This is a genomic window from Halomonas shantousis, assembly GCF_054654615.1.
In genome coordinates this window covers 1,694,658-1,720,981 of the sequence record NZ_BAAIER010000002.1, presented here as the reverse complement: position 1 = coordinate 1,720,981, position 26,324 = coordinate 1,694,658, and the positions used below count along the sequence as shown (strand labels likewise).

The window sequence follows — 26,324 nt, the reverse complement described above, 5'->3', positions numbered from 1 at the left end:
GTTTAAGTTTATCTTCTCCACACAGGGAGCGTGACATGAAAGCCATCGCCACTACCGGCCATCCTGAAGCAACGCCCGAGCGCGCCTTTGAGTTCATCGAACGCGAAACACCGCAGCCCGGCGAATGGGATCTGCTGGTGCGTATAGAAGCGGTGTCGGTCAACCCGGTCGACACCAAGATCCGTCAGGGGGCCTTTCTGCCCAGCGACCAACAGCATGTGCTGGGGTGGGACGTCGCTGGCCAAGTGGAAGCCATCGGTGACAAGGTAAGCGGCTTTGCCAAGGGAGACCGGGTGTACTATTCCGGCGAGGTCGAGCGTCCCGGTTGCAATGCGCAATATCAGCTCGTCGATGCACGCCTGGCCGCCAAGGCACCGCAGAAACTCAAGCCCGAAGAGGCGGCAGCCATGCCGCTGACGGCATTGACCGCCTGGGAAGCGCTGTTCGACAAGCTGAAGCTGTCGCAGGGCAACGATACGCACCAAGACGAGACCCTGCTGATCATCAACGGTGCCGGCGGTGTAGGCTCGATCGCCATCCAGCTGGCACGTCAGCTGACCGGCATCAAGGTCATCGCCACCGCGTCACGTGAAAAATCCATCGAGTGGTGCCGCAACATGGGGGCGCATGAAATCGTCGATCATCACGACCTGGTCAATACCATGCAGCGTGCCGGCCATCCGGAAGTCGACTACATCTTCAACTGCCACGACATTGGCGATCATTGGGATAACATGAACGAGCTCATTCGTCCGCTCGGCCATATCGTGGCGATCGCCGAGACGCAAAAGAGCGTCGACCTCAACCAACTGCAGGGTAAGGCCGTGACGTTCAGCTGGGAGTTCATGTTCGCCCGCCCGCTGCATGGCTACCATATCGAGCATCAGGGTCAGGCGCTGGCAAAAATGGCTGAGCACTTCGATGCCGGGCGCCTGCACTCGACACTGAGCGAAGTCGTCGGTCCGTTGACGCCCGAGAATCTCGGCAAGGCGCACCGCAAGCTCGAAGAGGGCCACGTCACCGGCAAGCTCGTGCTGACGGCAATGGCTTAGCCTTACCGGCCTGACGTCAAGCGGCGGCTTGCCAGGGCCCGCTGTCCAGCATGACGTCTCCTGTGGTAATTTATGCACCAAGATCCACGCATCATTCGACGTGCCAGACTGCCTGAAAACGCCGGCCGGCGCACTCCCGGTGGACCCGTGGTAACGCAGTCCCGGCGTCGTTGGCCCTGCAAGCAGAGAGGCTCACAGCTATGAGCGACACCCCTTCCAAACGCGTCTCCAGTGGCGAGAAATATCGCAACGACCATGGCATCGCCGCCATCAAGGACGGCATGAAAGTGCGTAGTCAGGCCGAGGGCGGCGGCGTCAGCGGGCGCAAGCCGCAATGGCTGCGCGCCCAGGTCCCCGGTGGCGAACGCTTCGATGCCGTGAAGAAGAACGTGGCCAAGCACCGGCTCAGCACCGTCTGCGCCGAATCCCACTGCCCGAACATGGGCGAATGCTGGAGTAACGGCACGGCGACCATCATGCTGATGGGTTCGGTGTGTACCCGCGCCTGCCGTTTCTGCGCCGTGGATACCGGCAACCCGCAGGGCTGGCTGGATGCCGAGGAGCCGGAGAACACCGCCAGGTCGGTGGAGCTTATGGGGCTGCGCTACGTGGTTCTCACTTCCGTGGACCGCGACGATCTTGCCGATGGCGGTGCCGGCCATTATGCCGACTGCATCCGCGCCATCAAGTCACGCACCCCCGAGGTCGCAGTGGAAGCCCTGACGCCGGATTTCAACGGCGTGACCAGCGCCATCGAGCGGGTCGTCGACTCCGGCCTCGAGGTGTTCGCCCAGAACGTCGAGACCGTGGAGCGCTTGACCCGACGCGTGCGCGACCCGCGTGCCGGCTATCGCAAGACACTCGACGTACTGGCCCATGCCAAGCGACATCGCCCCGAGATCGTCACCAAGACCAGCCTGATGCTGGGGCTCGGCGAGACGGAAGAGGAGATCCTCCAGACCTTCGACGACCTGCGCGCCATCGGTGTGGACATCGTCACCCTGGGCCAGTACCTGCAGCCCACGCGCAACCACCTGCCGGTGGAACGCTGGGTTACCCCGGAGGAGTTCGAGCGCTATCGCGTTCTGGGTTTGGAGAAGGGCTTCATGGAAGTGCCTTCCGGTCCGCTGGTTCGCTCAAGCTACAGGGCTGACAGGGTATTCGAGAAGAACAATCTCGGCCTGGCCTCCCCTGCTGCCGTGCCTGGCCATGAACCCGACTCGAACCGTATCGCGGCCGTCAATGTCGGCTGAACGCACCAGGCCTCGAATATCGGCGAGCCTGTACAGCGGATAGCAGAAACCCCGCCAGATCATGAGTCTGGCGGGGTTTCTGCTGATGCCGGGAGCGGAGGGAGATTGGCGCGGCTACGTGCAGACGGGCGTCTCCGCCAGCGCGAGTTTACGTCCCAGTTCCCGTGCCAGGAACTCGGCCAGTTGCAGAGCCGCCGTGTCGGTATCGGGGCAGTCATCGACCAGATCGGCGAGCCGAGTCATGGCCATGCCGGCATAGCCGCAGGGATTGATCCGCGAGAAGGGTGACAGATCGCCATCGATATTGAGCGCCACCCCATGAAAGCTGGCGCCACGCCGGATTCGCAGCCCGAGGGAGGCGATCTTGGCGTCGCCCACGTAGACCCCCGGCGCATCGGGGCGCGCTTGCGCCACCACGCCATGTGAATCGAGCAGGTTGATTACCGCCCTTTCCAAGGCAGTGACCAGGTCCCGCACCCCCAGCCGTGCGCGTCGCACATCAAGCAGCGGATATAGCACCACTTGCCCCGGCCCGTGGTAGGTCACCTGCCCTCCGCGGTCGGTGGCGACTACCGGAATGTCGCCGGGCATCAGCAGATGTTCGGGCTTGCCGGCCTGCCCCTGGGTGAATACCGGCTCGTGCTCCACCAGCCAGAACTGATCAGGTGTCCGGGCATCACGTTTATCGGTAAACGCACGCATGGCCTGCCAGACCGGTGTATAGGCGCGCCGCCCCAGGCGGTGCAACTGGATCGGCGACAAGTCGCCCTCGCTCTCCATTACAACACCATATGCACACGGCCGGTGGCCTTGAGAGAAGTGAACAGCGTACGCAGTTGCTCCTCCCCGGTCGCGGTAATCGTCACGCGTACCGACTGGAACCTGCCATTACGACTGTCGACCATGCGGATACTGGTACGGTCGAAATCGGGAGCGTGGATTTCGACTATATCGATCACGGTCGTCTTGAAGTCGGGAGCGGCGTCGCCCACGATCTTGATGGGATATTCACAGGGAAACTCAACCTTGGGCGCCTCGGGCGCCGCCTGAGCATCCGACACACGCAGATCCCGTAGAGACTTGTCGGTCATGAGGTGCACTCGACAGATGATATTTCCGAGTATTCTACTCAACCTTCGCCCGTCTACCAAGGGCGAAGGTCGAGCGAGGCTCCCGACGCGGCCTGCAGCAGGGCTCAGTCGAAAAGGCCGTCGATGAACAGGCGGATGGAGTCCCAGATCCGCTTGAAGAAGCCGCCCTCTTCCACGGGCTCCAGAGCGACCAAGGGCTGCTGACCCAACACCTCATCTCCCAGCTTGATTTCCAGCGTTCCCACCTGCTGACCGGCCTGGACCGGCGCCTTGATGGTCTGCTGGATGTTGAGGCGCGCCGTCAGTTCATCGCTGCGTCCCTGCGGCACGGTCATATAGACGTCTTCCGTCACGCCCACGCGCAGCGTATTCTGCTCGCCGCCCCAGACGCGCGGCTCGTTGAGAACCGCGCCACGGTCGTACAGCTTCTTGGTTTCAAAGAAGCGGAAACCGTAGCTCAACAGTTTCTGCGTTTCCTGAGCGCGCGCCTCTTCGGAGCGTGTTCCCATGACGACCGCGATCAGCCGGGTTTCTCCCTTCTTGGCCGACGCTACCAGACAGTAGCCCGCCTCGTCGGTGTGGCCTGTCTTCAGGCCATCGACATCAGGGTCACGCCATAGCAGCCGGTTACGGTTAGGTTGACGAATATCGTTATAGGTGAAGTACTTCTCCGAGTAGACCTGATAGTGGTCCGGATAGTCCTTGATGATGTGGCGAGCAAGAATGGCCAAATCGTGGGCGGAGGAGTAATGATCCTCGTGCGGCAGCCCCGTCGCATTGACGAAGTGGGAGTTGTTCATTCCCATGCGCTTGGCATGCTGGTTCATCAGATCGGCAAAGGTCGATTCGCCTCCTGCAATATGTTCGGCCAGTGCCACGCTGGCATCGTTGCCCGACTGAATCACCACTCCCTTGAGCAGGTTTTCGACACTGACCGTGGTCCCTTCCTGAACGAACATTCGCGACCCGCCGGTACGCCAGGCGTTCTCGCTGATCATGACCTGATCATCCGGCGACAGGTTGCCCTCGTCCATTTCATGCTCGACCAGATAGGCCGTCATCATCTTGGTCAGACTGGCGGGCGGCAGGGGCTGATCCGCATTGTGATCAACCAGGATCTTGCCTGAGTAAGCATCCATCAATACCCAGGAGGAAGCAGCCAGGGAAGGCGGTGAAGGTATGACCATCTGGGCCCTGGCCGACAGCGTCACCAGAGACAGGCACAACATGAGGAGTACCGCTGAGAGGCGGGACATGTACGGTGAAAGACAGAACACTCTCATGACAAAGGTTTTCTCGCTGAACGGATTACTCGTTGACGGTCACTACAAAAGGCTGGTCGAAACCGGCCTCACGAAGCGCCGCCTTCAGGGCTTCAAGGGTGGATGCATCCTGCACCGGTCCCACCTGGACACGATGCAAGGAAGCGGAACTTGCCACACGCACCGGGCGCGACAACTGCGATTGCAGGCGGGCCTTGAGAGCCTGGGCATTGGCCGCAGAGCCCAATGCCGCCACCTGTAGATACCGCCCGCCGCCTTGCGGCTTTGAGACGGCATGATCCGAGGATGCCAGCACCGTGGGCGGCTGTGCACGCTCACTGGTCGGGCCTGACACCTGTGCCGATGAAGATGCGGGAGGCCCGGGCCGGACGGCATCGGCTGACTCTTGCGCGCCCTCCGGTGACGCCGTGCCCTTGCTGCTTCGCTGTTCGGCCAGCCATTGTACCGGATCGATGGCCTCGACAAATACATGCCCGGTTCCGCCGCGCAGAATATCGAGACGGGCCGCCGCTGCATAGGACAGATCGATAAGACGATCGCCATGAAAGGGGCCACGGTCGTTGACCTTGACGATGACCGAGCGGCCATTTTTCGTATTGGTGACGCGCGCATAGGTCGGCAACGGCAAGGAGCGGTGCGCCGCCGTCATCTTGTACATGTCGTAGGTTTCGCCACTGGCGGTGGCATAGCCCTGAAACTTCTCCCCGTACCATGATGCCAACCCGTCGGCGCGATAGCCCCGGGCATCGGGCAGGACATGATAGGTCTTGCCCCAGACCTGATACGTCGACCGATTGCCGCTAGGCGCCAGGGGTTCGACTTTCGGCACGGCATCGGGAATCTGGGAGACGTCTGGCGGCGCATCGGGATAGGCGTCTTGCGCCATCCGATAGCGCCCTCCCGAGGTACCGCCATTGCCGGCACACCCTGCCAGAAGCGCAAGGACCAGGCCGAGAACCAGCCATCGCATCAGGTTTGTTCGTCCATGGCCGCTCGGATCCGCTCCGCCAGAGTCGTGACAGCCATTGCATAGAGATAGCTGTGGTTATAGCGGGTGATGACATAGAAATTGTCATGCCCCATGGCATAGCGGTACTGCCCTTCGTCGACTTCCAGCGCCAGGGGAATCACCTGCCGATCCGGTGCCAGCGACGCTTCCCGCATCGCCGTGATGCCCCTCTCGCGCAGCTGTGCGACGCTGACATAGGGTTGGCGCGCCAGGTTGAACTCGATACCGCTCGGCGGCACGGCCGGTCCCTGTGCTTCAGAAACGACCGGAGCGTCCTTCACCCAGCCATGACGCGCGAAATAGTTGGCGACGCTACCGATGGCATCCACGGGGTTTTCCCACAGGTCCCGCAGCCCATCCCCATCGAAATCCACCGCATAGGCCTGATAACTGGTGGGGATGAACTGCGGATATCCCATGGCCCCGGCGTAGGACCCCTTGAGCGCTCCCGGATCGACCCCCTGCGACAGGGTGATGGTCAGAAAGGCGGCCAACTCGCCGCGAAAGAAGGCGCCGCGGGTGGGATGATGAAAAGCCAGCGTCGACAGGGAATCGAGCACGCGATGGCGTCCCGTATGGGCGCCATAACGGGTTTCCACGCCGATGATGGCGGCAATGATCTCCGCGGGCACGCCGTATTGCTGCTCGGCACGAGCGAAGGCGTCGGCATGTGCCGCAATGAAGTCTACTCCTTCACTGATTCGCTCGGGCTGGATGAAGATATCGCGGTACTCCCCCCAACGCAGGTGGCGCTCGGCAGCACCGCTCATCGCATCCAGCACGCTCTGATGGAACTCGGCACCTCGCATGATCTCGGCCAGGCGCTGCGGATCCAGCCCCTCCTCCTGCGCCAGCTCTTTGATCAAGGTCCGAACCTCGGGATGCTGCTGCGGGTCGAAGTCCTCCCGAGCGAAGATGCCCGGTGACACCAGCGTCAACCATACGCCCGTGACTCCGGCCAGCATGGCGTGTCTATACGTGAAACGCCGCATCATTGTGAAGCCTCCTGTTCATCGCAGCGCCTGGTCAACGAGCCAACAGCCGACGGTGGGTGTGAACCGACATGAGAATACCGAAACCCGCCAGCAACGTCACGCTGGAGGTGCCGCCGTAGCTGACCAGCGGCAGTGGCACGCCCACCACGGGCAATATACCGCTCACCATGCCGATATTGACGAAGACGTAGATGAAGAACGTCAGGATGATACTGCCCGACAACAGCCGTCCATAGGTATCCTGAGCGCCGTTGGCCATGAACAGCCCACGCCCGACGATCAGCAGGTACAGCAGCAGTATCACACTCATGCCGATGAGGCCGAACTCCTCGCCCAATACCGCGACGATGAAGTCGGTGTGACTCTCGGGCAGGAATTCCAGCTGGGACTGCGTGCCCAGCCCCCACCCCTTGCCGAAGATGCCCCCGCTACCGATCGCGGTTTTCGACTGGATGATATTCCACCCCGCTCCCAGCGGGTCACTCTCGGGATTGAGAAACGTCAGTACCCGCTGGCGCTGGTAGTTGTGCATGTTCATCCACAACAGCGGCAGCGCTGCACCCGCCAGCCCCACCAAGAGCGCGATGAAGCGCCATGACAGCCCGGCCAGCAGGATCACGAACACCGCGGCACTGCCCACCAGCAGCGATGTGCCCAGATCCGGCTGCCGAGCGATCAGCAGCACCGGAACCGCAAGAATCACGCCGCATACCGCCAGATCCCGCCAGCTGGGAGGCAACTCGCGACGGTGCAGGTAGGCCGCTACCATCATGGGCATGGCAAGCTTCATCAGCTCGGAGGGCTGAAAGCGGATCAGGCCCGGGATCTCCAGCCAGCGCTGCGCCCCCATGCCGATATCACCCATCACTTCCACCGCGACCAGCATCAGCACACCCGCGCCATAGACCAGCGGCGTCCAGCGAAACAGCGTGGAAGGCGACAGTTGGGCAATGAAAAACATCCCCACCAGCGCGATACCGAAGCGGATCGCTTGCGCCGTGACGGTATGCAGGCTCTTGCCGCTGGCACTGTAGAGCACTACCAAGCCAGCGGAGAGCAGGATGAGCAGCAGCAGCAGCAGCCACGGGTCGAGGTGAATGCGCGACCACAAGGTGCGCTTGCGGGAGACCCCGGCTTCCTGACCACGCAACGTGCGTTGAAAATCATGCGTCATCATCGTGCCCGACCTCCTTCTTGATCAGCGCCTCGGCGTCATGCGTGATCTCCTCCGGCGGAAGCAGCCAGGCATCAATCAGCGCACGTGCCAGATGTGCCGCATGCGAGCTTCCCCCGCCGGCGTTCTCGACGATGACCGCCACGGCGATCTGAGGATCCCCGACCGGGGCAAACGCGGTGAACAGAGCATGATCGCGCAGCCGCTCGGCAAGCTGATCGGCGTTGTACTTCTGGTCCTGCCCCAGCGAGAAGACCTGAGCCGTGCCCGACTTGCCCGCCATGCGATATTCCAGCCCCACGCCAATGCGCCGTGCGGTTCCCTCTCGCCCGCTGACAACCTTTTCCATGCCGTTGTAGACCCGATCCCACCAGCCGTCGTTGCGCAGCTCGATATCCGGTTTGGTGTCGGGAAACGGCGGTGCCACTTCCTCGTTACCGACCCGGCTGGCCAGGTGCGGGCGAACCCAATGCCCGCGGTTGGCCAGTACCGCCTCGGCGGTCGCCAATTGCAGCGGAGTATTCATCCAGTAGCCCTGACCGATGCCCACCGACAGCGTCTCCCCGGGATACCACGCCTGGCGGTAGCGCTCGCGCTTCCATTCACGCGACGGCATCAGCCCCTGGGAGGCGCCATAGATGTCCAGACCGGTACGCTCGCCGAAGCCGAACTTGTGCATGAACTCCGAGATGCGATCGATCCCCAGACGGTTGGCCATGTCATAGAAATAGGTATTGTTGGATACCGCCAGGGCGCGCTCCAGATCCACCCGACCATGTCCCCAGCGCAGCCAGTTGCGGTAGCGATGGGAGTCGCCGGGAAGCTGGAAATATCCCGGGTCGTAGATGGTCTCGTCCGGCGTCACCACGCCGTTTTCCAGTGCGGCAAGCGCCATGAAAGGCTTGATGGTGGACCCTGCCGGATACTGGCCGCGACTGGCCCGGTTGAACAACGGCAGGTCGATGTCGTTCTGCAACGCCTGGTAGGAAGCGTAATCGATACCGGTGACGAACTGATTGGTATCGAACCCCGGTGCCGACACCATGGCCAGGATGTCGCCCGTCTTGGGCTCGATGGCCACGATCGAGCCGCGCCGCCCGTCGAGCAGATCGAAGGCCAGCTGCTGCATGCGCTTGTCGATGGTCAGGGTGATATCCTTGCCAGGCACCGGATACGTGCGCCCCAATTCACGCAGCACCCGGCCACGCGCATTGGTCTCGACCTTGCGCAGCCCGGCATGCCCGTGAAGCTCCTCTTCATAGAAGCGCTCGACGCCGGTCTTGCCGATGAAATGCGTTCCCGCGTAATCCCCCGGATCGAGTTCGGCGAGCTCCTCGACATTGATGCGACCCACATACCCCAGCACATGCGACATGATCTGGGCATCCGGGTAGTAGCGCAGCAGTTGCGCCTCGACCTCGACCCCTGCCAGACGGTAACGGTTGACCGCCAGACTGGCGATCTGCTGCTCGGTCAGATCGCTCATCAGCAGGGCGGGTTGATAGGGACGCTGACGCTGACGCGACCGTTCGCGAAAGGTCTCGATCTCGCTGTCCGGCAATCCCAGGATCTTGACCAGGGTATCGAGCGTGGCATCCATGTCCTCGACATGCTCACGGATCATGGTCAGGTTATAGGTGGGACGATTCTCGGCCAGCAACTCACCGTTGCGGTCATAGATGAGCCCGCGGGTGGGCGGCAAGGGCTCGACGCGCACGCGGTTCTTGTCGGAGCGCGTAATGTAGATGTCATGCTCGTAAACCTGCAGATAGACGAGCCGGGCAAACAGGCTACCTGTCATCAGCAGCACAACCAGCGCTGCAACCAGCGAGCGGTTATGGAAGACGCGCACTTCCTGCTTGGGGTTCTTGATCGCTTTGCGGGGTTTACGCATGGAGGAAACGCATGGTCACTTGACAGGACAGGAATGGCACATGAACGGGTTGGCAAATGCCATATCCAGATTATCGATGGTAAGGATGGCCAGAGAGCAGGGTCCAGGCGCGATAGATCTGCTCGGCAAGAAGAATGCGAACCAGAGGATGCGGCAGCGTCAGAGCCGACAGCGACCAGCGCTGTTCGGCCCTTGCAACGACACGTGGGTCCAGCCCATCGGGGCCTCCCACCAGCAGCGCCACATCCCGACCTTCATGACGCCACTCATCGGCAACCGATGCCAGGCGCTCGGTACTCCAGGCCTGTCCCACCACATCGAGTGCCACGACCCGTTCCCCTTCACGCAGCTTTTCCAGCATTCGGCCACCTTCAGCCTCGATAGCCCGGGCAATGTCGGCATTCTTGCCACGCTTGCCGGGGGCTATCTCGACCACTTCGAGAGAGAAGTCACGCGGCAGACGCTTGCGATACTCTTCGACGCCCTGGCTGACCCAGTCCGGCATGCGCGTGCCGACCGCAAGCAAACGCAGCTTCATCCCTGAGCCTCATGTACCTCCTCCCCACGACGCTCGCGTAGATCATCGCTGGGCAGATCGGCCCAGAGACGCTCGAGATCGTAAAGCCGCCGTGCATCCGGCATCATGACATGGACCACGACATCGCCCAGGTCCACTAGAACCCAATCGGATCCCTGATCCCCTTCGACCCCCAGCGGGCGAACCCCCGCCTCCTTGGCCTTTTCCACCACGTTGTCGGCGAGAGCCCCGATATGGCGGGACGACGTGCCGCTAGCCACCAGCATGGTATCCGTGACGCTAGTCAATGCCGCCACGTCAAGTTCGGTGATGTCCTGTGCCTTGAGTTCTTCAAGAGCATCCACCACCAGGGATTTGAGCGCTTCGATCTGCATAGCTCCTCGTGAATATAGATGGAATCCATCCTGGTCAGTACAAGCACATTCTACGTGCGGATTCCCTTGCCGTCAGCGTTTACGCATAGAGCCGGCGTTGGACGATATACCGTTCGACCGCCTCAGGCAGCAGATAGCGCACACTGCCTCCCCGCTGCAGGCGTTGCCGAATCCCGGTCGCCGAAATCGCCATACGGCTGGACAGGCGCAGACGCAACAATCTTCCCGCAGGCTCACGCATCAACGCGAAAGCGTTATCGACTTCACGCTTGCCGATTAGTTCAATCAGCGCCGCGGGCCACAGCGCTTCATGATCGGGACGATCTATGACCACCACATGGGCGAGCTCGAACAGACGCTTCGGCTCATGCCATCGATGCAGCTTGATAAAGGCATCATGCCCCAGCGCCATGACCAGCCTCCCCTGGGAGCCTATTTCATCACGCAGCAGAGCCAGCGTGTCTACGGAATAGGAGGGTCCATCGCGATCGAGTTCGCGACCATCGGCGATCAGGCGCGGCGTATCGCCGATACCGGCCTCGAGCATGGCCAGGCGTTGAGCGGAGGAGACGCCCGGTGCTTCCCGATGGGGAGGCACATGGGCAGGCACCATGTGGATCCGGTCCAGTGCCAGCGCCTCGCCAAGCTCCACGGCACTACGCAGATGGCCAAGATGAACAGGGTCGAAGGTCCCGCCCATCATGGCGACACGCGGATGGCGGTCAGCGCCATGTTCAGGTACGGACATGACCGTCACCAAACACGACATACTTGCGTGTCGTCAGCCCTTCCAGGCCCACAGGCCCCCTGGCGTGCAGCTTGTCGGTGGAGATACCGATTTCCGCTCCCAACCCGTATTCGAAGCCGTCGGCGAAACGCGTCGAGGCGTTGACCATCACCGAGCTGGAATCCACCTCGGCGAGAAAGCGTCGCGCCAGGCTGATGTTCTCGGTGACGATGGCATCGGTATGGTGCGACCCATGACGCTCGATATGCTCCATGGCCGCCTCGACGCCCTCGACCACGCGAATGGCCAGCACCGGCGCCAAGTACTCGGTATCCCAGTCGGCCGCGCTGGCCGGCGTGGCGTCTGCCACGATCTCGCAGGTACGCGGGCACCCGCGCAGCTCGACGCCATGCCCGGCATAGGCTTCGGCCAGTTTCGGCAGCAGCGTATCGGCCACCGGCGCATCGATGAGCAACGTTTCCATGGTGTTACAAGTCCCGTAGCGTTGCGTCTTGGCATTGACCGCAATGGCCAGGGCCTTGTCGAGATCCGCCGATGCATCGATATAGATGTGGCAAATACCGTCGAGATGCTTGATCACCGGCACCCGGGCCTCGCGTGAAACGCGCTCGATCAGCGACTTGCCACCTCGGGGAATAATCACGTCCACGAATTCGGGCATGGTGATGAGGTGGCCCACGGCGGCCCGGTCCGTGGTCGCCACCACCTGCACGGCACCGGCCGGCAGTCCTGCATCTTCCAGCCCAGCCTTGATGCAGGACGCAATGACCGCGTTGCTGTCCCGGGCCTCGGAACCGCCACGCAGGATACAGGCGTTACCCGATTTCAGGCACAGGCTGGCGGCCTCCACCGTCACATTGGGGCGGGATTCGAAAATGATGCCTATCACGCCGAGCGGCACGCGCATCTGTCCGACCTGAATCCCGCTGGGAAGAAAGCGCAGCCCATCGACCTCTCCTACCGGATCGGCCAGCGATGCCACTTGGTTAAGCCCCTCAATCATGGTATCGATACGTGCCGGCGTCAGGGCCAGGCGATCGAGCAGAGCCGTTTCGAGCTGAGAAGCGCGCCCACGCGCCAGATCCGCCTCGTTGGCATTTTCCAGGGCATCACGCGACGCCTCGAGGTGGTGGGCGATGGCCCGCAGCGCCGCATTCTTGCGTCCGGTATCGACACGGCGCATCTGGCTGCTGGCACGACGCGCGACGACGCCCAGCTCATGCATATAGGCAGCGACGTCACGGATCTCGGATGACGAGTGTGAGAACATGCCGGAAATCATCTCCTGAAGGGCGCACGCGACGGCGCCAATGCAAACGTTATAATGCCGGACATCGTCCAGAAAACGGATCAATAGTAAGGCACCATGGAGCGTAAGTACAAAACACGCCTGCCCAATGTCCTGTTCCTGTCGACAGCGGGCCTGCTCATGATTCTGGGGGTGATGGAAGCGCCTAGCCCCACTTCGCTGCTGCTCTGGGCCGGTGCGGCGATTTTCGCCTGCATGGCGTTGGCCAAGCGCCCCCCTCACCATCTGCGCTACCTCACGCTGGTCATCGCCCTGCTGGTGCTCGGCCTGCTGTGGCTCGACCCGTATCGCCATGGCATCTGGATATGGGCGTGGCCCATTCTACTGCTGTTTCCCCAGCCACCCCTGATCCAGTTGAGCGTAGCGGTGCTGTCGGTCGTCGCCTGGTGGCGCATGACCTATACGCTGGGCCTGGAGCAGAGTCTGGTGCTGGCGGTACTGTTGATCAGCCTGCTGTTGCTGGGTCTGGCCAATGCTCGCTCGTTCATGCAGCTGCGCCACAATATCGATATCCGCCCACGCGTCTCACCACGCATGCGCATGTGGTCAGCCGGACGTCTCAGCCACGACCTGGAGATCGAACTCGCGCGTAGCGAGCGCGAAGGCACCTATGGAGAGCTGCTGCTGCTGCGCGCCCGCACGCCCCAGCAGCTGAGCGCCGAGGAACTGGGCCTGGCGCTGAATTCCGCCACCTACCCCTTCGAAAGTTGCTACTGGCTCAACGGAACCGTCTTTGCCGTTATCCTGATCACCCGCGACATACAGTCTGCCCGACTGCGGCGCAACGCCATCATCGAACAACTGCCGGGCGAGATCGTGGCCCGCGTGATGCCTCTCGAAGAGCCGACACCGCCCATCCTGCTGGCGCAGGAACTCGCTCAGCAACAGGAACCTCTCCGTATCGACATGGAGGCCAGCACGTGACGCCTCATCGCTTCGTCTCGACCCGGCTTGTCACACTGGTTTATGTCTTCAGCGCCCCTCTGCTGCTGGTGTACGCCTTCTGGCACTATCTGCTGGGGCATTACTCGCAAATCCTGCTGCCCGCGCTGCTCTCGCTGATGGTCGCCGGTGCCGCAGCGTTACGCCTGACGCATCACGACAAGCGCCACCTGTCCTCCTATCTGGTATTGATCAGCTGTTATCTCATGGTCGCCTCCGAGCTTCCCCATCTCGACGATCCCGGCACGTTATGGATAGGGCTTCCTCCCGTTCTGACCCTGATTCTCCTTCCGCCCGGGCCTGCCATGCTGCTCAATGTGCTGCTGGCGCCGGTCTGGCTGGCATCACTCGGTGACTCCCTGCTCTCGCGGGACGTCGTCATGCACTACGTCGTGCTGATCCTGGCGGGCGTGCTGCCATTGTGGTGGTACTCCAGCCAGACCCGTCTGCTACGCGCCACCGATCTCTACGACACCGAAAGCGGCGCTCTGTCGCGGACCGCGCTGAGCGAACGGCTGCACACCGAGATTTCGCGTGCCCAGACGCTGAATCAACCCTTGAGCGTTCTTATCATTCACCTGCCGCAGTTGGATGTGGCGAGCGAGCAGTTCGGCCTCCAGTTACGACATGCTCTGTTGAAGCGTTTCAGTCATACCGTTTCGACTCACACGCGCCGCGGCGATATCCTGGGGCGCCATCAGCACAGCCTTTTCTGGCTGCTGCTGCCCAACACCACCGAAGCGAACGCTCTGAACGCCCGCGAGCGCCTGTCCCAGGAGACCGCCAAGCTCTTCTTTCCCGAGACCGGTCCGCTGGAGTTCCACTCTCGCGTCAAACGTCTCGGCAAGCAGGAGAGCCACTCCCATTTCGAGCAACGCCTGGCCGTTGCGGGAGACAAGCTGATGGAGCCGCATTCTTGAACCTTACCGAGTGGCTCTATCAGCTTTCCCCTTCGCCACTGTTGCTGCTCGTGATCATTCTGCTGATTTCCCTGTGCGAGTCGCTGGCCGTGGTGGGCCTCGTCGTTCCAGGCGTGGTGTTGATCACCGCAGCCGCTTCTCTGGCCGGGCATCAGCAGGTTGCCTTGAGCCTGGTGCTGGCCAGCGGATTTGCCGGAGCCATCATTGGCGATGGGTTGAGCTTCTGGCTCGGTTACACCCAGCGCGAACGCGTTCCCCAGACCTGGCCCTTCAATCGTCACCCCGAATGGCTCGAACGCAGCCAGGCCTTCTTTACTCGCTACGGCATCCTGTCGATCCTGATCGGTCGCTTCGTGGGGCCGGTGCGTCCCCTGATCCCGCTGGTGGCGGGCATGCTGCACATGCCGACCGGGCGATTCCTGGGGGTCAATATCCTGTCCGCCCTGGCCTGGGCGCCGGCCTATCTGTTGCCAGGCTACTTGCTGGGGCACTCCTGGCAACGCCTGCTGGACATTCCCCCAGGCACGAATCGCTGGCTGATCATACTCGCCACGACGGTGGCCTTCCTGGCGGTGAGCTTCTCCTGGCTACGCTATCAGCTGAGCTTCGAAGGTCGGCTCTACCGTCACTTGGCGCGGCTGGCGCAGAACTCCTCCTGGCGCAGGCGCCTCTGGAACGCCCTGAGCTCTCCCCGTTCTCGCGGAGAGTTTCCGCTGGCCTCGCTGTGTCTGCTGATGACTAGCCTCACCGCATTATGTGCCTGGACGCTATGGGTGCTGGAAACGCAGGGTCCGCTGCTTATGGACCTGCAGATCAGATCGATCATGCAACACATCCAGTTCGATCTGCTCGCCAGTCTCAGTCAGGCGGTAGCTCTCAGCGGTGATGCACCCGGCGTGATCGCTCTGACCCTGCCTTGGATGCTATGGCTGTTGAAAGCCCGCCATTATGCGGCTTTCTTCCATCTGGTCTCGGCCTTCGGGGGCATCGCCGTGGCCAACGCGCTGTTCAGCCAGCACCAGATCAATGCCGGCATGGCTGCGGGCGCCTCGCAGGTTCCCGGTTCACCGACCTATCCAGACACACTGATGTCCACCATCGTGGTGGTCTACGGCTTGGCAGGTGCGTTCTTCGCCCAGGCGCTGTCATCGCGCCGTCGGGCATATGTCTACTGGCCAGCCATCATCCTATGCCTACTGATGGCGCTGTCCCGCCTGGTGGAGGGCACGCACTGGACCAGTGACGTGATCGGGGGCGCTCTGCTTGGCCTGACGGTATGTGGCGTGACTCGGGTCAGCTATCATCGCTTCGCCCACGCGCCGCTGACCTCGCCTCCCTGGCTGACGCTGAGCCTTGCCTCACTGGTGCTCATGACGATACGCATCCTCTGGCTGCCGCCAGCCTGAGGCAGACGTTCATCCGAAGGCCAGCCACAACCCCACTATCACCATCAGGCTGCCGGCCACGCGATTGAGCAGCTGGACATTTCCCCGACGCTGCAACAGGCGGCTGGCCGTGCGGCCGCCGCCGGCGTACAGCAGAAGACAGCTCAGCTCGATGGCCAGGATCATGCCCACCAGCACGGCCAGCTGCGATGCCATGGGCAGCGAGGTATCGAGGAAGGGAGGCAGCAGGGCGATGAAGAACGCCCACCCCTTGGGGTTGGCCACGGCAGTCACGAACCCTTGGCTGGCGAGCTGCAGGCGCGAGACGTCCGGCGACGCCTGGGACTCGAGAGGAATGGCCATGCGTCCTCGCGAACGCCACATCATGATTCCCAGGTAGATCAGGTAGGCACCGCCCAGCCACTTGAAGGCGGCGAACAACTGCGGGTAGCGCAACATGACCGTAGCCACCCCCACCACCGCCGAGACCGCCACCAGCCCCACCCCGACCAGTTCCCCGGCCATCATCCACATCGCCCGACGGACCCCGACCGTCATGCCCAGGGTCATCGATAGCGTCATGCACATACCCGGTGTCAGCGACACCATGAAGAAAGTCGGCACGAACACCGACAACAAAGAGAGGTTGACCATGGCAGCACTCTTCTCGACACATTCCCGGAAAGGCCAGCCGATCCGCTTGCGCTTGGCTACATTATCGTCTGGCGATATATCGACTATCCTACGGCATCTGTTCGCTTACAACGCCTCTTCGCCCCAGCGCGGCATCAGGGCGTGCTCGATATCCAGCTGATTGAGAATGCGCGCCACGATGAAATCGATCATGTCCTCGAGACGCGCCGGACGATGATAGAAACCCGGTGCGGCCGGCAGAACGACCGCTCCCATGCGGGTCAGGGCGAGCATGTGCTCGAGGTGGATGGCGGAAAACGGCGTCTCGCGCGGCACCAGGATCAGCTTGCGGCGCTCCTTCAGCGCGACATCTGCGGCTCGCTCGATCAGGTTGTTGCTGGCCCCGGTCGCCACTGCAGAAAGCGTTCCCGTCGAGCAGGGACAGACCACCATGGCAGAGGGTGCCCCGGATCCCGAGGCCACCGGGGCCATCCAATCCTCACGCCCGAAACAGCGGATCTGTCCCGGAGCCGCTCCCGAGCGTGCCGCCAAGGCCTCGGCCAGCCGCGTCGGTTGAGCCGGCAGCGCCACGTCGGTTTCGGTACTGATCACCATGTGGGCGGCCTTGGAGATCATCACGAAGACCTCATGCCCGGCCCCCACCAGACAATCGATCAGACGCAGACCGTACTGCACGCCCGAAGCTCCCGTCAGCGCGACGGTCACCGGTGGCCTGAAGGCTTCCTGCCGGCCCGGCTCAGCCATGTTTCGCCTCCAACGCGCTGAGCAATCGCTCATGCACGCCGCCAAACCCGCCGTTGGACATCACCACGATACGATCCATGGGGCGCGCCTGCTCGACGATCTCATCGACCAGCACCTCGAGATCGGTAACGACACGCGCGGGAACGGGGCTTTCGTCCACCAGACTGTCCAGTGTCCAGTCGAGTCCTGGCGGCTGAAACCACCAGACGGCGTCGGCACTGGCCACACTGACGGGCAGCCGTTCCTTCATGGCCCCCAAGCGCATGGTGTTGGAGCGCGGCTCGATCACCGCCAGCAGGCGGCCCTTGCCGGTGGCTGCACGCAGCCCCTCGAGCGTCATTGCAATGGCGGTAGGATGGTGTGCGAAATCGTCGATCACTTGGATGTTGGCGACTTCACCGCGCACCTCCTGGCGTCGGCGCGGCGAAGCAAAGCGCGACAGCGCGGCACACCCTCGTGCCAGATCCACGCCGCAGGTGGCCGCAGCGGCCAGCGCCGCGGTAGCGTTGCGGGCATTGTGCACGCCGGTCATGGCCCAATCCACCACGCCATCCTCACCACCGTGAACGATGCGAAAACGGCTGGCATCGTCACGTTCGAGGCGATACTGCCAGTCGCTCTGCGCGGCCTCGCCAAAGCGCTCCACCGGGGTCCAGCAGCCCTGTCCCAGCACCCGTTCGAGCGCCGGCTCGTCCTGGGCCACGATCAGGCGCCCCGTAGACGGCACGGTGCGCACCAGATGATGGAACTGGCGCTCGATGGCAGCGAGATCGGAAAAAATGTCCGCGTGATCGAACTCGAGATTATTGAGTACCGCTACATCGGGACGGTAGTGCACGAACTTGGAGCGCTTGTCGAAGAAGGCCGTATCGTACTCGTCAGCCTCGATCACGAAGGGGGATTCCGGCGACCCCAGCCGTGCCGAGACGCCGAAATTGCGCGGCACGCCACCGATCAAAAATCCCGGCGTCAGTCCCGCACTCTCCAGTAGCCAGGCCAGCATGCTGGCGGTGGTGGTCTTGCCATGGGTGCCGGCGACGGCCAGGACATGCCGCCCGGGCAGTACGTGCTCGGCCAGCCACTGAGGCCCCGAAACGTAAGGCAATCGGGCATCCAGTACCGCCTCGACTTCGGGATTGCCGCGCGACAGGGCATTGCCGATGATCACCAGATCGGGCCGTGGGTCGAGATTGGCGGCAGCGAAGCCCTCGGTCAGGGCGATGCCCGCCTCCTCGAGCTGGGTACTCATCGGCGGATAGACGTTGGCATCCGAGCCGCTGACATGATGACCCAGATCCTTCGCCAGCCGCGCCAGGCTGCCCATGAAAGTACCGCAGATTCCCAGAATATGGAGGTGCATGCCGCCTAGTCTCCGCCGCTCTTGCCATGTTGGCAGCGAGCCTAGCATGGCGCCTGCATGGCGACCAGTGCCGTCACGAACGTAACGGGCCGCCGTGCAGAGGGCGGCGCTTTTGGCTATGATGCGGATGGACCCTACCATTCGCGAGCCATTTTTCAGCAGGAGCACAGGAAGCCCCATGGCCCAGCATAACGCCTTCTATGCCCAGTCCGGTGGCGTGACCGCCGTGATCAACGCCAGCGCCTGCGGTGTCATCGAGGCCTGCCGTCAGCACAGCGATCAGATCGGCAAAATCTACGCCGGCAACTTTGGCATCATCGGCGCTCTGACCGAAGACTTGATCGACGTTTCTCAGGAGAGCGACGACGCGATCGCCGCCTTGCGTCACACACCGGGCGGCGCCTTCGGCTCCTGCCGCTACAAGCTCAAGGATATCGAGACGCATCGTGCCCAATATGAACGCCTGATCGAGGTCTTCAAGGCTCACGACATTCGCTACTTTTTCTATAACGGCGGCGGTGACAGCGCCGACACCTGTCTGAAGGTTTCCCAGCTCTCCGAGAAAATGGGCTATCCGCTGACCGCGATTCATGTCCCCAAGACCGTCGACAACGACCTGCCGATCACCGACAACTCGCCGGGCTTCGGCAGCGTAGCCAAGTATATCGCCACCTCGACCCGCGAAGCGGCTCTCGACATCGCCTCGATGTGCTCCACCTCGACCAAGGTCTTCATTCTCGAAGTCATGGGACGCCATGCCGGCTGGATCGCTGCTGCCGGCGCCCTGGCGGGCAATGGCGAAGGCGAGCCGCCCCACCTGGTGATCTTCCCCGAGATCGACTTCAATCGTGAAGCCGTCATGGCACGTGTAGAGGAAGCGGTAAAGAAGTACGGCTACTGCGTCGTCGTCGTCTCCGAAGGCGCTCGCTACGCCGACGGCACCTTCCTCGCCGATGCCGGCAGCACCGATGCCTTCGGCCATCGCCAATTGGGCGGCGTGGCGCCGGCACTCGCCGACATGGTCAAGGCGGATCTGGGCTACAAGTATCACTGGGCAGTCGCCGACTACCTGCAGCGCGCCGCGCGCCACATCGCCTCGCGCACCGATGTCGAGCAGGCGTACGCCGTGGGCCAGGAGGCGGTAAAGCTGGCCCTGGCCGGGAAGAATGCCATGATGCCGGCCATCAAGCGCGTCAGCGAGGCGCCTTACGAATGGCGCATCGAAGCTGCACCGCTGGCGGAAGTCGCCAATCAGGAGAAGTTCATGCCTCGCGACTTTATCCGCGAGGACGGGTTCGGCATCACCGAGGCATGCCGTCGCTACCTGCAGCCGCTGATCCAAGGTGAAGACTATCCGCCGTTCGAAAACGGCCTGCCCAAGGTGGCCAAGCTCAAGAAGGCCAAGGTCGAGCGCAAATTGCCCGAATTCCCGATGGATACCTGACACCTGACACCTGACAGTGAGGCAATGCCCGCCCCCGCCGAGCGTTCGGCGGGGGTTTTGCGTTGAGCCTCGTTCAGGGCTTGAGCGTCATCCAGACCGTCTTGAGATTGCAGTACTCGTCAAGGGAGTGATGGGATTTGTCACGGCCGTTACCGGACTGCTTGACCCCACCGAAGGGAACGGTCATGTCGCCCCCGGCCCAGTTGTTGACGAAGACCTGCCCCGAGTGCAGTCGACGCGAGACACGCATGATGCGATCGACATCCTGGCTCCACAGACCTGCCGCAAGCCCGTAGGCACTGTCGTTGGCCAGCGTGATGGCCTCGTCCTCGCTGTCGAAGCCGAACACGGAAAGCACCGGGCCGAAGATCTCGTCGCGAGCGATGGCCATCTCGGGCGTCACGTCATCGAATACCGTCGGCGGCACGAAGAAGCCTTGCGTGCCGGCTTCCGCAACCTCTCCGCCGGCGCGCAGCGTCGCGCCCTCCGCCATACCACGGTGAATGTAGTCCAGAACCCGCCGGTACTGGGCCTCATCGACGATGGCGCCCATGTAACTGTCGGGATCGAGCGGGTCACCTGGCTGCATCTCCCGTGCGTGGGCCAACAGCTTGTCGAGAAAGGCGGAACGAATGCCGTTCTCCACGAGCAGACGGGAGCCGGCAATACACACTTCACCCTGGTTGTGAAAGATGGCATCGGCGGCATGGCGTGCCACGCTATCCAGATCGGAGCAGTCCGCAAACACCAGATTGGGGCTCTTGCCGCCGCACTCCAGATAGACCCGCTTCAGGTTGGACTGCCCCGCGTACTGCATGAGTTGCTTGCCGACCTGCGTGGAGCCGGTGAAGGCCAGACAGTCGACATCCATCGACAGCGCCAATGCCTTGCCGACGGTATGCCCGAACCCCGGCAGCACCTGAAACACCCCGTCGGGAATGCCGGCTTCACACGCAAGCCTAGCCAAGCGCAACGCCGATAGCGGGGACTTCTCGGAGGGCTTGAGAATCACGCTGTTGCCCGCTGCCAGGGCGGGTCCGATCTTCCAGGCCGCCATCATCATGGGAAAATTCCAGGGAACGATGGCGGCGACCACCCCCAACGGCTCCCTCAAGATCAGGCCCAGGCTGCCCGCATCGGTCGGCGCCACCTCGCCGTAGCTCTTGTCGATCAGCTCGGCATTGTACCGAATGCAGTTGATGGCACCGCCCAGATCGCCCAGAGCACTGGTGATCGGCTTGCCCATGTCCAGCGTGTCGAGCAGCGCCAGCTCATCGCGATGTATTTCCATCAGCTCTGCCAGGCGCAGCAAGATGCGCTTGCGATGCGCCGGCGCCAACCGGGACCATGCGCCCTCGGCAAAGGCGGCGCGCGCATGGGCGGCGGCGACATCGGCATCCGCATCGTCACAGCTGGCAACGTCCGCGAGTGTCTCGCGCGTGGCGGGATTGATCGTCGCAAAACGCTCCCCATTCGCCGCTTCGACGAACCGCCCTCCGATGAACGCTCGGGTTTCAACGGACAGCGCTCCCGCAAGCGCTTGCCATTCGGCATGAGTCTTGTGCATTTTTCCGGCCCGCATGGATCCTGCATGGATTGACCGATGCCCTTGCTATCGGCGGATATGGCGATGCTTGGCGTGTGCCTGCCGGCTTGCGACCGCGATGTTCCGACCGGCGCCAAGCCCGCTGACGTGACTATAGCGTTAATCGAGCGCTCCGACGCAAGCGAAACATCGACATTGACAAGCGTCGGAGGTCACTGAAAGATGGGCAGATTCTCCTTCCCTCTGATAGGTAACCCCCCATGACGGCCAGCCATTGCGATGCCGAGGCCAGGGCGTTTCTGGAGCTTCATCCCGAGGTCGACAGCATCGACCTGTTGATCAGTGATCTGAACGGCGTACTACGCGGCAAGCGCGTTCCCCGTGACAATCTGCTGCATGTACTGGAAGTCGGCATGCATCTTCCGGCCTCCCTGTTCGCACTCGACATCTGCGGCAATACGGTCGAGGAAACCGGCCTGGGGCTGGCCAGCGGTGACGGCGATCGCGCCTGCCGTCCCGTTGCCGGTACGCTGGTTCGTGTCCCCTGGTCCCGGCGCGGCCATCAGGCCCAGATGCTGATGACCATGGAAGAGCCCGATGGCCGCCCTTTCGAATGCGACCCTCGCCAGGTTCTGGCACGCGTGTTGTCGCGCTTCACCGCCAAGGGACTGCAGCCGGTCGTCGCCGTCGAACTGGAATTCTATCTGGTCGACCGTGAGCGTGACGGCTCCGGCCTGCCTCAGCCGCCGCGCTCTCCCATGACAGGCGAGCGCGCCAGCCAGAGCCAGCTCTACTCGGTAGCCGAGCTCGACGAATACGCCGACTTTCTCGAAGAGGTCACCGAGGCCGCCCAGGCACAGGGCCTGCCTATCGACACTGCCCTCAAGGAGTGCGCGCCGGGTCAGTTCGAGATCAATCTCCTGCACCGCGACGATGCCCTGCGCGCCTGCGACGAGGCAGTAATGCTCAAGCGACTGATCAAGGGCGTAGCGATCCATCACGGCTTCGAGGCCACCTTCATGGCCAAGCCCTACGGCGGCGAAGCCGGCAACGGCACCCATGGACACATCAGCCTGCTCGATGAAAGCGGGCGCAACGTTTTCGCCACTTCCGACAATGCGCAGCTGGGCAGTCCGCTTCTGCAGCAGGCCATCGCCGGGCTGGTCGAACTGATGCCGGCCTCGATGGCCATCTTCGCGCCCAACCTCAACTCCTATCGACGTTTCCAACCCGGCCTGTACGTTCCCATGGCCCCTACCTGGGGCTACGACAACCGTTCGGTGGCAATTCGCATCCCTTCCGGGCCGCCCGCCGCCAAGCGTATCGAGCATCGCGTCGCCGGTGCCGACGCCAACCCCTACCTACTGGTCGCCGTCCTGCTCGCAGGCATCGAGCATGGCTTGTCGCGCCGGCTCCCCCCTCCCGAGGCGATCCGCGGCAATGCCTATGACCAGGTGGAGCCCAGTCTGCCGATCAGCTGGCCGCAGGCACTCGACGCCTGGCTCGAAAGCGAACCGATGAGCGAACTCTTCGGCTCCACGTTTCATGCGGTTTACCACGCCAACCGCACCGCCGAGTACGAACTGTCGCGTCAGGCCGTCAGCGCTCTGGAGTACCGCTGGTATCTGCGCCACGTGTGACTTCTGGAGGGGACTAACCTGTGCGAATCCCCTCCGTCATTCCCGCTTTACTGGATAATGGGGCCGAACAGTAAAGATAACGGTATAAAATCGTTCAGACTCCCAAACCGTCCCGCAACCGGTAGTACCAGGCACCCAATGCACTGAACGGCACTTGGAACAGACGTCCGCCGGGAAACGGCAGATGCGGAATGCCGGCGAAGGCGTCGAACCGCTCGTGCTGGCCGGACAACGCTTCGGCGATCAACCGTCCCGCCAGATGCGTGGCGGTCACGCCGTGCCCCGAATAGCCCTGGACATAGAACACGTTACGGTTGAGTCGCCCGAACTGGGGCAAGCGGTTGAGCGTCAGCAGGAAATTGCCGCTCCAGGCATACTCCAGCGCGATCCCCCCGAGTTGGGGAAAGGTCTTTTCCAGCTTGGGCCGGATCACGCTTTCGATGCTCGCCGGATCCTGACCGCCATAGTTCACCCCACCGCCATAGATCAGGCGCCGATCCGCCGACAGCCGGAAGTAATCGAGCAGGTAATTGCTGTCCTCGACGCAGCGATCGTTCGGCAACAGCTCCCGGGCCATCGCCTCGTCCAGCGGTCGGGTGGCCACCACCTGCGTTCCGCAGGGCATGGCCTTGCCCTCCAGAGGAGGAACCAGGCCGCTCATGTAGGCATTACCGGCCACCACGACATGGTCGGCCACCACTTTGCCCGCTGAGGTGCGTACACGTGCCGGCTCACCGTGAACCAGCTCAATCACCGGTGATTGCTCGTGGATGACGCCGCCGAGTGACTCGAAGGCCGCCGCCTGGCCAAGCACCAGATTGAGCGGATGGACGTGTCCTCCCGAATGATCGAGCAGCGCGCCGACATAACGGGAGGACCCGATCTCGCGGCGATAGGCATCGCCCCCCAGCAGCTCGAGACGGTCGTGGCCGTAGCGCTCCCACAGCGCCTTGTGCTCGATGAGCCCTCGCCACTGCTTGGCATTGCACGCGGCGAAGAGGCTTCCGTCCTTGAGGTCGCAGTCAATGGCGTAACGCGCCACCCGCTCGCGAATGATGGTGTTGCCTTCGAAGGCCATGCTGCCCAGCGCACGCGCCGTATCCTCGCCATAGCGCGCCTCGATCACGTCCATGTCGCGGCTATAGCTATTGACGATTTGCCCACCGTTGCGTCCCGAGGCACCGAAACCGACCCGGGCCGACTCCAGCACCACGACTCGGTAACCTTTCTCGGCCAGATGCAGCGCCGAAGAGATGCCGGAAAAGCCGGCGCCGATCACACAGACGTCGTAGCGTACCGTTTCTTGCAGGGCGGGACGTTCGGGACTGGCATGGGCGGAAGCGGCATAGTAGGAAGCGACGTGCTCCCGCGCGGGAGCAACCGAGACATGCGACGTGGCGTGGGGAGACATAGCGCTTCCTGAAGCAATATGGTGGACGAATGGCTGCGCAAGGCGTCAGACCCTGAGCAGCAGATGCTCGCGCTCCCAGGAGCTGATAACGCGAAAATAGGCGGTGTGCTCGGCACGCTTGACCGCCAGATAGCTTCGCGTGAAGCGCTCGCCCAGCAGGTCGGTCAGCGGCGCACAGTGGCTCAAGGCGTCCAGCGCCGGTCCCATGTCCTCGGGCAGGGTATGCCCGGCGGACCAGGCGGACCCGATCATCGGCGGGCGCGGCTCGAGCTGGCCCAGCATGCCCAGGTAGCCGCAGGCCAGGGAGGCTGCCATGACCAGATAGGGATTGGCGTCGGCGCCGGCCAGGCGGTTCTCGACCCGGGTCGCCTCGGGATCCCCTACCGGTACGCGCAACCCCACCGTGCGGTTGTCGAACCCCCATTCGGTATTGATCGGCGCCGAGCCGCTCGATTCGCTGCGCAGCAGGCGTCGGTAGGAGTTCACGTTGGGCGCAAAAAACGGCATCGCCGCCGGCAGGTAGTGCTGCAGGCCGCCGATGTACTGGTGAAACATCCTGCTCGGCCGCCCTTCTTCGCCTGCAAACAGGTTCCTGCCGGTCTTGACATCGATCAGGCTCTGATGGAGATGCATGGAACTGCCCGGCTCCGAGGCCATCGGCTTGGCCATGAAGGTGGCGTACATGCCGTGGCGCAGCGCCGTCTCGCGCAGCGTCCGCTTGAAGATCACCACCTGGTCGGCCAGTGCCAGCGGATCGCCGTGCTGAAAGTTGACCTCCATCTGGCCGGCCCCTTCTTCGTGAGTCAGGGTATCGATGTCCAGCTCCTGCGCTTCGCAGTAGTCGTACATGTCCTCGAACAGCGGGTCGAACTCGTTGACCGCATCGATGGAGAACGACTGACGGCTGCTCTCCTGACGTCCGCTGCGTCCCACGGGCGGTTCGAGAGGGTAGTCCGGATCGGTATTGGTCTTGACCAGATAGAACTCGAGTTCCGGTGCCATGATGGGCTTCCAGCCCCGCGCGGCGTAGAGCGCCAGCACATGCTTGAGGACATGGCGCGGCGAGAGTTCTACCGGCTCGCCCGACATGTAATAGCAATCATGAATGATCTGCGCCGTGGGATCGTCGGCCCAGGGCACGAGGAACACTGAATCGGGATCCGGCACCAGTTCCATGTCGAGTTCGGCCGGGTTCCAGAAACGGATATCGTCATCGTCGGGATAGCCCCCGGTCACCGTCTGGATGAAGATGGAGTCCGGCAACCGGGGGCGACCGCCATTGAGGTACTTGCCTGCCGGCATGATCTTGCCCTTGAGAATGCCGGTCAGATCCGAGACCAGGCATTCCACCTCGGTAATGCCATGCGTGCTGAACCACGCGTTCAGGGTATGATCCTGCGGGTTGCTCATACAAATTCCTTAACTGGCCTGCCGGGGATTGCAGCCTCCGGTCTTTCGACTCAACGCGACTGCACTTGCGTCACAATGATGGAAGGTCTGCAGCTTCTCGCCTTCCAGGCTCGGCGTGAAGTGAAGATTCTGCAAATCCTCCTCGGCC

24 protein-coding genes are annotated in these 26,324 nt (G+C 62.7%); 7 read left to right on the top strand and 17 right to left on the bottom strand.

All coding sequences use genetic code 11. The features are described from left to right. Positions 1-35: 35 nt before the first annotated feature. Both ACYQ12_RS08355 and lipA read left to right on the top strand, forming a co-directional pair. Complete coding sequence (locus tag ACYQ12_RS08355) at positions 36-1,052, top strand: zinc-binding alcohol dehydrogenase family protein (protein ID WP_459870116.1); 1,017 nt, start codon at positions 36-38, stop codon at positions 1,050-1,052. A 200-nt stretch (positions 1,053-1,252) separates the two neighbouring features. Further along, on the top strand, positions 1,253-2,305 hold the full coding sequence (gene lipA, locus ACYQ12_RS08350) for a lipoyl synthase (RefSeq protein WP_459870113.1): 1,053 nt from the start codon (positions 1,253-1,255) through the stop codon (positions 2,303-2,305). A gap of 114 nt (positions 2,306-2,419) precedes the next feature. Here lipA and lipB read toward each other — a convergent pair whose 3' ends face one another. From lipB to ACYQ12_RS08295, 11 genes are all read right to left on the bottom strand, one after another. After that, on the bottom strand, positions 2,420-3,085 hold the full coding sequence (gene lipB, locus ACYQ12_RS08345; protein WP_459870110.1) for a lipoyl(octanoyl) transferase LipB: 666 nt from the start codon (positions 3,083-3,085) through the stop codon (positions 2,420-2,422). Then, positions 3,085-3,396 carry an HP0495 family protein gene (locus tag ACYQ12_RS08340; RefSeq protein ID WP_459870107.1) on the bottom strand — a complete coding sequence of 104 codons (312 nt, stop codon included), beginning with the start codon at positions 3,394-3,396 and terminating at the stop codon, positions 3,085-3,087. The genes lipB and ACYQ12_RS08340 overlap by 1 nt, the downstream gene beginning before the upstream one ends. Positions 3,397-3,500: 104 nt before the next feature. Then, positions 3,501-4,625 (bottom strand): D-alanyl-D-alanine carboxypeptidase family protein, encoded by a 1,125-nt coding sequence (locus ACYQ12_RS08335; protein ID WP_459870105.1) that lies wholly within the window; start codon positions 4,623-4,625, stop codon positions 3,501-3,503. Positions 4,626-4,704: 79 nt separating this feature from the next. Continuing rightward, positions 4,705-5,649 (bottom strand): septal ring lytic transglycosylase RlpA family protein, encoded by a 945-nt coding sequence (locus tag ACYQ12_RS08330; RefSeq protein ID WP_459870103.1) that lies wholly within the window; start codon positions 5,647-5,649, stop codon positions 4,705-4,707. Further along, on the bottom strand, positions 5,649-6,683 hold the full coding sequence (mltB, locus tag ACYQ12_RS08325; protein ID WP_459870100.1) for a lytic murein transglycosylase B: 1,035 nt from the start codon (positions 6,681-6,683) through the stop codon (positions 5,649-5,651). Before mltB ends, ACYQ12_RS08330 begins: the two co-directional genes overlap by 1 nt. A gap of 31 nt (positions 6,684-6,714) precedes the next feature. Further along, a complete protein-coding gene (gene rodA / locus ACYQ12_RS08320; protein WP_459870098.1) occupies positions 6,715-7,860 on the bottom strand; it encodes a rod shape-determining protein RodA in 1,146 nt (381 codons plus the stop codon). After that, complete coding sequence (mrdA, locus tag ACYQ12_RS08315) at positions 7,847-9,751, bottom strand: penicillin-binding protein 2 (RefSeq protein WP_459870096.1); 1,905 nt, start codon at positions 9,749-9,751, stop codon at positions 7,847-7,849. Before mrdA ends, rodA begins: the two co-directional genes overlap by 14 nt. A gap of 70 nt (positions 9,752-9,821) precedes the next feature. After that, the gene (gene rlmH / locus ACYQ12_RS08310) at positions 9,822-10,289 is read right to left on the bottom strand and encodes a 23S rRNA (pseudouridine(1915)-N(3))-methyltransferase RlmH (protein ID WP_459870094.1); all 468 of its coding nucleotides are present in this window, start codon (positions 10,287-10,289) and stop codon (positions 9,822-9,824) included. Continuing rightward, a complete protein-coding gene (gene rsfS, locus ACYQ12_RS08305; RefSeq protein WP_459870091.1) occupies positions 10,286-10,663 on the bottom strand; it encodes a ribosome silencing factor in 378 nt (125 codons plus the stop codon). Before rsfS ends, rlmH begins: the two co-directional genes overlap by 4 nt. Before the next feature lie 79 nt (positions 10,664-10,742). After that, positions 10,743-11,411, bottom strand: a complete 669-nt coding sequence (gene nadD / locus ACYQ12_RS08300; RefSeq protein WP_459870088.1) for a nicotinate-nucleotide adenylyltransferase — start codon at positions 11,409-11,411, stop codon at positions 10,743-10,745. Continuing rightward, positions 11,398-12,681 carry a glutamate-5-semialdehyde dehydrogenase gene (locus ACYQ12_RS08295; protein WP_459870086.1) on the bottom strand — a complete coding sequence of 428 codons (1,284 nt, stop codon included), beginning with the start codon at positions 12,679-12,681 and terminating at the stop codon, positions 11,398-11,400. The genes nadD and ACYQ12_RS08295 overlap by 14 nt, the downstream gene beginning before the upstream one ends. Before the next feature lie 96 nt (positions 12,682-12,777). On the opposite strand from ACYQ12_RS08295, the gene ACYQ12_RS08290 reads away from it, so the two are divergent. From ACYQ12_RS08290 to ACYQ12_RS08280, 3 genes are read left to right on the top strand one after another with little or no spacing between them, the layout of a single operon-like run. Beyond that, the gene (locus tag ACYQ12_RS08290) at positions 12,778-13,644 is read left to right on the top strand and encodes a hypothetical protein (RefSeq protein WP_459870083.1); all 867 of its coding nucleotides are present in this window, start codon (positions 12,778-12,780) and stop codon (positions 13,642-13,644) included. After that, positions 13,641-14,582: a diguanylate cyclase domain-containing protein gene (locus tag ACYQ12_RS08285; RefSeq protein WP_459870080.1), complete on the top strand. Its 942-nt coding sequence runs from the start codon at positions 13,641-13,643 to the stop codon at positions 14,580-14,582. Before ACYQ12_RS08290 ends, ACYQ12_RS08285 begins: the two co-directional genes overlap by 4 nt. Continuing rightward, positions 14,579-15,988, top strand: coding sequence for a VTT domain-containing protein (locus ACYQ12_RS08280; RefSeq protein ID WP_459870078.1), 1,410 nt, complete (start codon positions 14,579-14,581; stop codon positions 15,986-15,988). Before ACYQ12_RS08285 ends, ACYQ12_RS08280 begins: the two co-directional genes overlap by 4 nt. A gap of 9 nt (positions 15,989-15,997) precedes the next feature. Here ACYQ12_RS08280 and ACYQ12_RS08275 read toward each other — a convergent pair whose 3' ends face one another. The 3 genes from ACYQ12_RS08275 to mpl form a co-directional block, all read right to left on the bottom strand. Continuing rightward, positions 15,998-16,621, bottom strand: coding sequence for a LysE family translocator (locus ACYQ12_RS08275; RefSeq protein ID WP_459870075.1), 624 nt, complete (start codon positions 16,619-16,621; stop codon positions 15,998-16,000). A gap of 105 nt (positions 16,622-16,726) precedes the next feature. Further along, entirely contained in the window at positions 16,727-17,365 is a 639-nt protein-coding gene (locus ACYQ12_RS08270; protein WP_459870072.1) for a flavin prenyltransferase UbiX, read from the bottom strand. Next, positions 17,358-18,725: a UDP-N-acetylmuramate:L-alanyl-gamma-D-glutamyl-meso-diaminopimelate ligase gene (gene mpl / locus ACYQ12_RS08265; protein WP_459870069.1), complete on the bottom strand. Its 1,368-nt coding sequence runs from the start codon at positions 18,723-18,725 to the stop codon at positions 17,358-17,360. Before mpl ends, ACYQ12_RS08270 begins: the two co-directional genes overlap by 8 nt. A gap of 178 nt (positions 18,726-18,903) precedes the next feature. Here mpl and ACYQ12_RS08260 point away from each other — a divergent pair, with 178 nt between their 5' ends. Beyond that, positions 18,904-20,169, top strand: a complete 1,266-nt coding sequence (locus ACYQ12_RS08260) for a 6-phosphofructokinase (protein ID WP_459870067.1) — start codon at positions 18,904-18,906, stop codon at positions 20,167-20,169. A 73-nt stretch (positions 20,170-20,242) separates the two neighbouring features. On the opposite strand, the gene ACYQ12_RS08255 is transcribed toward ACYQ12_RS08260, so the two are convergent. Beyond that, the gene (locus ACYQ12_RS08255; protein ID WP_459870065.1) at positions 20,243-21,736 is read right to left on the bottom strand and encodes an aldehyde dehydrogenase; all 1,494 of its coding nucleotides are present in this window, start codon (positions 21,734-21,736) and stop codon (positions 20,243-20,245) included. A 239-nt stretch (positions 21,737-21,975) separates the two neighbouring features. Here ACYQ12_RS08255 and ACYQ12_RS08250 point away from each other — a divergent pair, with 239 nt between their 5' ends. Then, on the top strand, positions 21,976-23,355 hold the full coding sequence (locus ACYQ12_RS08250) for a glutamine synthetase family protein (protein ID WP_459870062.1): 1,380 nt from the start codon (positions 21,976-21,978) through the stop codon (positions 23,353-23,355). Between the two features lie 94 nt (positions 23,356-23,449). Here the strand turns inward: ACYQ12_RS08250 and ACYQ12_RS08245 are convergent, their stop codons facing one another. After that, positions 23,450-24,766, bottom strand: a complete 1,317-nt coding sequence (locus ACYQ12_RS08245) for an NAD(P)/FAD-dependent oxidoreductase (protein ID WP_459870059.1) — start codon at positions 24,764-24,766, stop codon at positions 23,450-23,452. 45 nt (positions 24,767-24,811) lie between these two features. Then, positions 24,812-26,176, bottom strand: a complete 1,365-nt coding sequence (locus ACYQ12_RS08240; protein ID WP_459870056.1) for a glutamine synthetase family protein — start codon at positions 26,174-26,176, stop codon at positions 24,812-24,814. Positions 26,177-26,324: the final 148 nt, after the last annotated feature.

What these genes read in the sequence shown, in the direction of transcription:
- ACYQ12_RS08290 (WP_459870083.1), top strand. Translation starts at nt 12,778, where the DNA reads ATGGAGCGTAAGTACAAAACACGCCTGCCCAATGTCCTGTTCCTGTCG.
- ACYQ12_RS08255 (WP_459870065.1), bottom strand. Translation starts at nt 21,736, where the DNA reads ATGCACAAGACTCATGCCGAATGGCAAGCGCTTGCGGGAGCGCTGTCC.
- lipA (WP_459870113.1), top strand. Translation starts at nt 1,253, where the DNA reads ATGAGCGACACCCCTTCCAAACGCGTCTCCAGTGGCGAGAAATATCGC.
- ACYQ12_RS08340 (WP_459870107.1), bottom strand. Translation starts at nt 3,396, where the DNA reads ATGACCGACAAGTCTCTACGGGATCTGCGTGTGTCGGATGCTCAGGCG.
- ACYQ12_RS08240 (WP_459870056.1), bottom strand. Translation starts at nt 26,176, where the DNA reads ATGAGCAACCCGCAGGATCATACCCTGAACGCGTGGTTCAGCACGCAT.
- ACYQ12_RS08355 (WP_459870116.1), top strand. Translation starts at nt 36, where the DNA reads ATGAAAGCCATCGCCACTACCGGCCATCCTGAAGCAACGCCCGAGCGC.
- ACYQ12_RS08275 (WP_459870075.1), bottom strand. Translation starts at nt 16,621, where the DNA reads ATGGTCAACCTCTCTTTGTTGTCGGTGTTCGTGCCGACTTTCTTCATG.
- ACYQ12_RS08295 (WP_459870086.1), bottom strand. Translation starts at nt 12,681, where the DNA reads ATGTTCTCACACTCGTCATCCGAGATCCGTGACGTCGCTGCCTATATG.
- rlmH (WP_459870094.1), bottom strand. Translation starts at nt 10,289, where the DNA reads ATGAAGCTGCGTTTGCTTGCGGTCGGCACGCGCATGCCGGACTGGGTC.
- ACYQ12_RS08335 (WP_459870105.1), bottom strand. Translation starts at nt 4,625, where the DNA reads ATGTTGTGCCTGTCTCTGGTGACGCTGTCGGCCAGGGCCCAGATGGTC.
- rodA (WP_459870098.1), bottom strand. Translation starts at nt 7,860, where the DNA reads ATGATGACGCATGATTTTCAACGCACGTTGCGTGGTCAGGAAGCCGGG.
- lipB (WP_459870110.1), bottom strand. Translation starts at nt 3,085, where the DNA reads ATGGAGAGCGAGGGCGACTTGTCGCCGATCCAGTTGCACCGCCTGGGG.
- ACYQ12_RS08260 (WP_459870067.1), top strand. Translation starts at nt 18,904, where the DNA reads ATGGCCCAGCATAACGCCTTCTATGCCCAGTCCGGTGGCGTGACCGCC.
- mpl (WP_459870069.1), bottom strand. Translation starts at nt 18,725, where the DNA reads ATGCACCTCCATATTCTGGGAATCTGCGGTACTTTCATGGGCAGCCTG.
- ACYQ12_RS08250 (WP_459870062.1), top strand. Translation starts at nt 21,976, where the DNA reads ATGACGGCCAGCCATTGCGATGCCGAGGCCAGGGCGTTTCTGGAGCTT.
- rsfS (WP_459870091.1), bottom strand. Translation starts at nt 10,663, where the DNA reads ATGCAGATCGAAGCGCTCAAATCCCTGGTGGTGGATGCTCTTGAAGAA.
- nadD (WP_459870088.1), bottom strand. Translation starts at nt 11,411, where the DNA reads ATGTCCGTACCTGAACATGGCGCTGACCGCCATCCGCGTGTCGCCATG.
- ACYQ12_RS08270 (WP_459870072.1), bottom strand. Translation starts at nt 17,365, where the DNA reads ATGGCTGAGCCGGGCCGGCAGGAAGCCTTCAGGCCACCGGTGACCGTC.
- ACYQ12_RS08245 (WP_459870059.1), bottom strand. Translation starts at nt 24,766, where the DNA reads ATGTCTCCCCACGCCACGTCGCATGTCTCGGTTGCTCCCGCGCGGGAG.
- ACYQ12_RS08330 (WP_459870103.1), bottom strand. Translation starts at nt 5,649, where the DNA reads ATGCGATGGCTGGTTCTCGGCCTGGTCCTTGCGCTTCTGGCAGGGTGT.
- mltB (WP_459870100.1), bottom strand. Translation starts at nt 6,683, where the DNA reads ATGATGCGGCGTTTCACGTATAGACACGCCATGCTGGCCGGAGTCACG.
- mrdA (WP_459870096.1), bottom strand. Translation starts at nt 9,751, where the DNA reads ATGCGTAAACCCCGCAAAGCGATCAAGAACCCCAAGCAGGAAGTGCGC.